The 6320-nt window shown below is 62.5% G+C and carries 7 protein-coding genes and 2 pseudogenes; 2 read left to right on the top strand and 7 right to left on the bottom strand.

The window, feature by feature from the left end; genetic code table 11:
* From NKJ64_RS30305 to NKJ64_RS30330, 6 genes and pseudogenes are all read right to left on the bottom strand, one after another.
* Window positions 1-119 (bottom strand): annotated as a pseudogene (locus tag NKJ64_RS30305) (transposase); the annotation flags it as partial.
* 392 nt (window positions 120-511) lie between these two features.
* Complete coding sequence (locus NKJ64_RS30310; RefSeq protein ID WP_352463816.1) at window positions 512-970, bottom strand: hypothetical protein; 459 nt, start codon at window positions 968-970, stop codon at window positions 512-514.
* A gap of 474 nt (window positions 971-1444) precedes the next feature.
* Entirely contained in the window at window positions 1445-2332 is an 888-nt protein-coding gene (locus NKJ64_RS30315) for a hypothetical protein (RefSeq protein WP_352463817.1), read from the bottom strand.
* A gap of 223 nt (window positions 2333-2555) precedes the next feature.
* Window positions 2556-2834, bottom strand: coding sequence for a hypothetical protein (locus NKJ64_RS30320; protein ID WP_023750315.1), 279 nt, complete (start codon window positions 2832-2834; stop codon window positions 2556-2558).
* A gap of 41 nt (window positions 2835-2875) precedes the next feature.
* Window positions 2876-3259: a hypothetical protein gene (locus NKJ64_RS30325; RefSeq protein WP_352463818.1), complete on the bottom strand. Its 384-nt coding sequence runs from the start codon at window positions 3257-3259 to the stop codon at window positions 2876-2878.
* 69 nt (window positions 3260-3328) lie between these two features.
* The gene (locus NKJ64_RS30330; protein ID WP_352463819.1) at window positions 3329-3832 is read right to left on the bottom strand and encodes a hypothetical protein; all 504 of its coding nucleotides are present in this window, start codon (window positions 3830-3832) and stop codon (window positions 3329-3331) included.
* Between the two features lie 355 nt (window positions 3833-4187).
* Here NKJ64_RS30330 and hemN point away from each other — a divergent pair, with 355 nt between their 5' ends.
* The gene (hemN, locus tag NKJ64_RS30335; RefSeq protein ID WP_352463820.1) at window positions 4188-5618 is read left to right on the top strand and encodes an oxygen-independent coproporphyrinogen III oxidase; all 1431 of its coding nucleotides are present in this window, start codon (window positions 4188-4190) and stop codon (window positions 5616-5618) included.
* A 165-nt stretch (window positions 5619-5783) separates the two neighbouring features.
* Window positions 5784-5990 (top strand): isopentenyl transferase family protein, encoded by a 207-nt coding sequence (locus NKJ64_RS30340; RefSeq protein ID WP_280790571.1) that lies wholly within the window; start codon window positions 5784-5786, stop codon window positions 5988-5990.
* Between the two features lie 183 nt (window positions 5991-6173).
* Here NKJ64_RS30340 and NKJ64_RS30345 read toward each other — a convergent pair.
* Window positions 6174-6320: pseudogene (locus tag NKJ64_RS30345) on the bottom strand (transposase); the annotation flags it as partial.

The raw sequence follows: 6320 nt of genomic DNA on the forward strand, positions 1-6320 counted from the left end.
CGAGATCGACGAGGCCGAGAAGGCATGGCCGCACAGTTCTTCCGTGATCGCCTTCACCTTGCGGGTCGACACGCCCTGGACATACTCTCGGCCAGCGTCGCCACCAATGCCCGCTGCGCCGCGAGGAGGGCAGGGCGCTGAACAGCCGCGCTTCGAAGGCGAGGCCGCGTTCGAGTCGCATCGAGCACCCTAGTGCGATGGCATCAGCAAAAATCAAGATCGCTCGGCTGCGCCTCTCGTTGCGTTTCATGATTGGAATCGCACTGGCCACGTGCAACTCACCATTAGCTCGCCGGCGGCGTTGGTCCAATTGATACGCACCGCATGATGGCCGAGGGCACGTCAGTGTGCGTGAAGCCCTTGAGAAGTGGCGCGAAGTCACGCCTTGGCATAGTCGGGTCGGACGGCATGGGCGCCAAATGTACGCGCGGGATCTCCTCGATGCGCTCCTCAATCTGATCGTTCAGCTCGGCCCTTGCGTAGCGCGGATGAAGGTCCGCTCGCAGTTGGATCACCATGCCAGAGACCGCGTACTGCCCCAGTCGAACACGATCGGGTTCCACAGAGGAAGCCGCCCGAAACCCGATGCGGTGAATTGGGCGTCAACGGCTGTCCCAACCTGATCGCCGTAGTCGAGGGGAGCAGTCATATCTTTCTTGAGGAACTCGCCAAGCGTCAGCTTCGCAGCCAATTGAACTGCCTCGGCTGGCAAGCCCAGTCCCTCGCTGTCGCGCAAATCAAGGAGCATCGGCTCGCGCCCATGACTGCTCCAGCTGGAGAATTCCCCGATCATCTGGAACAGCGGGTTGATGTCGGGCAGCTTGTCGTCGTTGACGTCCGCCTTGTTGCGCTCGATCCGGACCCGCACGCGCGCGTAGCGCCAGGGTTCGTCCAGCACAACCACCCTCAGCACAAAGCGATCCTGCGGCTTTGGATCGGCATCGAGATCCATGATTTCGGCGGCCAGCACCGCGCCAATCCCTAGCGGCCATTGATTCTCGAGCCGCTGCGCGGCATCCGACTTGCTGGGGCGTGAAGCCGGCCACGACAGTCGTGCTGTTACCCTTCTGCGATGCTCGCTTGCCGGAGTCCACGACCGGCGGCGCCGGGACCAGGAGCCCATCGTCGGCAGTCGTTGGGGCCAGCCAGTCGCGGAGCTGCTTCTCAAGGTTAGCACGCGAGATCTTGGCGGGCTTCGGGATCACGCCGCTTGGTTTGCGACCCGCAGACGCTGGTATGCGAACAGTCGCCGAGTTCACCTCGACGGCGTATGTCTTTGGCGCGACGGCATCCTCGTCCACGAACGGGCTGTCGCCAATCTCGACCTCGATGCGGATGCGGTCATTGTGGAATGGGCCTTCGGAGCCCGAGGACTCCTCGTCACCCTCCAGCACGAAATAGTGCTCGGAGGCATAGCTCTCGAGATGCCACCAGCCGGGCGCGGCTAGCCCATTGCTGTCGGCTGGATCAGCCCTTTCAGGGTTGGATTGCGGCGCTTCGCTCTTAGCCCTGTGCCGCCCGAGCCGAAGGCCACCATCTTCTTATCATCGAGACGACCTTTCAGGAGGTCGGCCAGCTGATCGTTCAGGGGCCGCATGGGCGTTGTCAGATTCACCGGCAGCGGCGCGCGAGGCGGTCCGCTGTCGGCGCTGGGCTTCTGCTTCACTGGCGTCGCGGGCCGACGTCGCGAGGGCAGCAGGTAGAAGCGCCGGGTGTTCGGGGCGACCGGTTCGGTCCAGTTCGGGTTCCAATGCACGACATCGGCTTCGATCTGGCGGGCCGGGGCGAGGCCATCGTCGAAGCGATTATGCTGCTCGATGACGTCCTCGCCGCTGCGCGCTTGGGCATCGCCGCGCTGGCGCAGTTTCGCGCCGCCCGACCCAAGCACAACGCCAGGTCCGCCGCGTGTCCACAGCGGCCGCGGCGGGTCAAAAACGCTCCCATCGATCTCGAACTCGTCATCATATCGGGCGTCGTCGAATATATCGACAACGTAACGCCCCGCCACAGCGTTGTGGAACAGAGGAAAGAGGAAACGGTCGACATCAAAGCGCGACGGGTCGCTAGCGGTCTCGCCTGGCGCGGGTGCGGGATGGATCTGCTTACGCAATTGCAAGGAGTAGAGCCGTTGGGTACAGGAATCGGGTTCGAAGATCGCCACTCCGAAGCCCTTGGTCGTGGCGAAGAGCCCCGGGGTCGTGATGAGCAGGCTCTTCAGCGTCATCGAAAGATGGCCGGCCAGCTCTGCCGAAAGGTCCTTGACGTGTTCGAACAGCGCGTCGGTACCCGAAGCTGGGTCGTCATTGTGCACATAGGTCACCAGCGCGGCCATGCGTGCGGCCACGTCGGGCAGGAGAGCCCGCACGGTGTTGCGCAGGCCAAAGGCGTCGGCGGGCGAGTCGGAGCGGCGAGCGCAGCGCGGGCGCGGCCCGGATCGCACGCAGCCAGTCGAGGCGTTCGCGCAGTGAGGTCTTCATGCTGGCCGAGACATATTTGCCCAGCTCTGTGGCCGCCCCGTCATGCAGATCGGCAAAGGTGTCGCCTTGCAGTTCCGGTTAGATGGCGACCTCGTTCTTGTCGACTGCAAGGCCAAATCCAGGCGTGGCCTGCGGCCGCATTGGGTCGGCAATGCCCGCCGGCACCACCGCATCGCTCGGGCGCTCCAGGCGAAGGCCGAGGCGCAGCACGTCGCTGCCGTCAGTGACAGGGCTTGCGGAACCCAGTCCGCTCCATCCAACCGGGCACGGTATCGTGATCGTCAGCCAGTCGTCTTTCACGCCAGAGGCGAAGACCTTGACGGCGGCTTGGAACTTGTCGAGCGGCTGGCGCAGCAAGTCCCGAAGGATCTTGAATTCATTAGGTGAATCAGACGCCTTTAGCGCGCGCTTGTGTGTTCCAACCTTTGCCACGTTTGCGGTGAGGGCGCCGCTCTGCGACGGCACGCCCCCGCGCGGGCATCGGCCTCATAGGCCCAGCGCTGCAACACCAGTTCGGCGCTGCCGCGGTCCACGGCCAAAATCAGGTCCGCCAGCGGCTCATAAATGGAGCGGAGCGCGGTTGGCCTTGCCTCGCCGTTGTCAGCCGGCGCCAGAGCCTTCTTGAGGTATTGCCGCAAGAAACCAAGTTCGAAGTGCGCAGGCGAGAGATAGAACCGCCAGCCCATCAGCGGCAGTTCGCTGCCATGGTCGTCCCGCAGCGCAGCTGTGGCAGGGGTTTGGATATCGGTTGCAAGCGGCAACATCACCGTCGGGGCCGTCAACGGGTAGCGCTGCGTATTGATGTTGCAGGTACCCGTCGAGCGTCCAAGCCAATTGCGGGGTCAGGTAATTTATGAAGCGCAGCGTTTCGCTCGCCAGCCGCTCCGTCTCGGCGTCGCGCTCCTCGCCGCGGGCGTCCTGTGTGAAGAATGCGACAGGAAATAGCCAAAGAACCGCCCGCTCGGAGGAGGCGCTGCGACCAGCCAAGGCGCCGTGGCGGGCAGGTAGCCCGCGGAAGGCATCGGCACCGCCGCATCGGGATAGGTGAGGAAGGTCACGACACGTCCGGAACGGCTCAGTTTGGGCGCGCGGGCGATGACTTCGGGATCGTCGCTCGCCAGCGCAAGCTTCAGCTTGTTGAAGTCACTCAGCTGTGCGAGCACGGGCCGGTTTGCAGGTGCATTATACGGGGAGGGCGTGTAGGCGACTTCAAAGCGGTCGAGCACGCGATCGGTCGAGGCGCTCCATCGGCTGGTAAACGCGCCTTTCAAGATGCAGATCGGGGCTCGTTCCGCGCCACCGGTTTTGAGGAGCGCCAGTCCCCCGAGGATCCGATTGAAGAGCGGATCCGTCACGCTTGCCACCGGCAACACCAAATCGACGCTGGCGCCCTGGTCAAGGAGGTCCTTGCCCCCCCCGGCGTCGGCGCGAAGAGCCGCTTGAGGGCCCGGAGCCGGCCGGACGCTCGCAGCGTCGACGCATCCGGCGAGCCGACGAGATTGGCGTAGTTGGTCGATTCCCAGTCATCGGCGTCCGGGGCCTCGTAAACGTCGTTCAGGGTGCCGTAGCGCGAAGTGATGGGCAGCGGCGCCTGTGGCCCATTGCTAAAAAAGATCTAGATTCGAGCCCAACGGAACGGACTGACATAGCGCAAGGACCCAGGCGGGCGCGGTGGGTAGGGTTGGTTGTTATCAGTATGGGATTGTGCCTTTGCAGACCACGAAATTTCGAGAGGCCCGGCTGCCTTGGTACACTATCTATCCGGCTGTGTCGGAGTTCTCCGGGGCGGTCGGCGCCGAGGCTTATGAGGCATGGCTCAGGAACCTGCCGGCTGAGGATCCGGTGTCACTCTATCTGCACGTTCCGTTCTGCCGATCAGCCTGCTGGTATTGCGGCTTCCCAACCACCATCACCCGCCATGATGCGCCCATCCTCAACTATCTGGCGGCGCTGCGTGACGAGATCCGTCTGGTTTGTGAGCGAGTGCCGAAGACGCTGCCCGTGAGCGACATACATTTCGGCGGCGGAACGCCGTCTCTCATCGGACCAGCCGAGTTCCTCGCTCTGATGGAGTTCCTGCGATGCCGCTTCGCCATCTCGAAAACAGCTACGGTCGCCATCGAGATCGATCCACGCACGCTCACGCCCGAGATGGCGGAAGGCTTGGGAGCGGCCGGCGTGAACCGCGCGAGCCTGGGCGTACAGAGCTTCGATCCCATTGTTCAAAAAGCGATCAACCGAATCCAGAGCGAGGCCCAGACGTCGGCTGCCGTGGAAATGCTGCGCCGGCATGGAGTAAACCGGATCAACTTCGACCTCATCTACGGCCTGCCGCGTCAAACGGTGGAGTCGTGCGTCGAGACGGCGAGGGCGGCGGTCGCCATGCGCCCCGACCGGCTTGCCTTGTTCGGCTACTCGCATATCCCATCCCAAATAAAGAACCAGCGCCTCATCGAGGCGGAATTTCTTCCCCACAGCGCTGCCCGCGCTGAACAGCATGCGGCTGCCGCCGTGACGCTGGTTGCCGCCGGCTACCGAGAGATCGGGCTCGACCATTTCGCCTTGCCGCACGACGAGCTCGCGCTGGCACAGGAAACAGGTCGCCTGCGACGTAACTCGTTGGGCTACTCTGCCGATACCTGCAGAACCCTGATCGGTTTCGGCGCGTCGGCTATCGGCCGCTTTGGCCAGGGGTACGTTCAAAACGAAGTTACACGGGATTTCTACATCCGGCACATCGCAGCTGGCCGACTGGCGACATCGAAGGGCCATCGCCTCACAGACGACGACCGCCTGCGAGCCGCAATCATCGAGCGATTAATGTGCGATTTCGAGGCTGACGTGCCGGCAATCTGTGTCGCCCACGGATCTGATTTGATCCGTCTTCGCGGTTCAGATGAGCGTTTGGCGATGCTGGCCAAGGACGGAATAGTGGACTTCGAAAACGGTTTTGTCCGCGTACGGCGGGAGCATCGCTTTGGGATTCGGGCTGTCGCTGCCGCATTCGATGCTTTTAGGGATGGCCTTCCGTATCCCGCAGGTGAGGGCAAGCACACAATACGAAAGCTAACACAGGGAGTATCTTTGCCGGAGAGAACGAGCTGCCATCGTGCGGTGCCCGTTAGTAGTGAAGCGCCCTAAATTGTCGACATAGGCGTTGGTGAACTGGACCGAACCACGAGAACAGCCTATCCAGTTTGTTGTCGGCAGTTAGTTCGAAAACAAGGGCTTCTAAGCGGTAAACACATGCTAATCCATTTGATTTACGGGCCGACCTGCAGCGGCAAGACAGACGTTTCAATTTAAATTGCACGAGAGGCCGGACGGCCGGTCATTGCGTTGGATCGTGTACAATGCTGTCCTCAAATCGCTACGGGCAGCGGGCGTGCCTCGGATCCCGAACTGCAATCTACCCAGCGGGTTTACTTGGATACGCCTCCTGACCGCGGGCACATCCACGCCGTGACTGCCCGTCGTAAGCTGATCATGCACGTGGATGAGCTTAGATCTTAGCCTGGGCTCACTCGAAGCCGGCTCGATCTCCCTTCTTAATTCACATGGCGCGAGTCAGCATCGGGCTGGCGCTTTCAGTGGCATGTAAGGCGGTTGCGGCTCGGCAACTCCGATGCCTTTGTAGAGAGAGCAAAGCGGGTTGTGTGCGTCAAGTCCTGCAAAATGGGGCGGCCATGATGCTGGTCATGCGGCTTGGCGCAGAGTGAGCTTCTTGTGCTCGCGCAGGTAGGCCTCCATCCAGTTTTGTTGGTCTCGACGGCCAACGCCCTGACCAGGCGCAGGCAGCTTTCGGTGTTGGGGAAGATGCGCACGACATAGGTGCGCCGGCGG

Source organism: Mesorhizobium sp. M0062, from assembly GCF_040323125.1.
Lineage (GTDB): Bacteria > Pseudomonadota > Alphaproteobacteria > Rhizobiales > Rhizobiaceae > Mesorhizobium.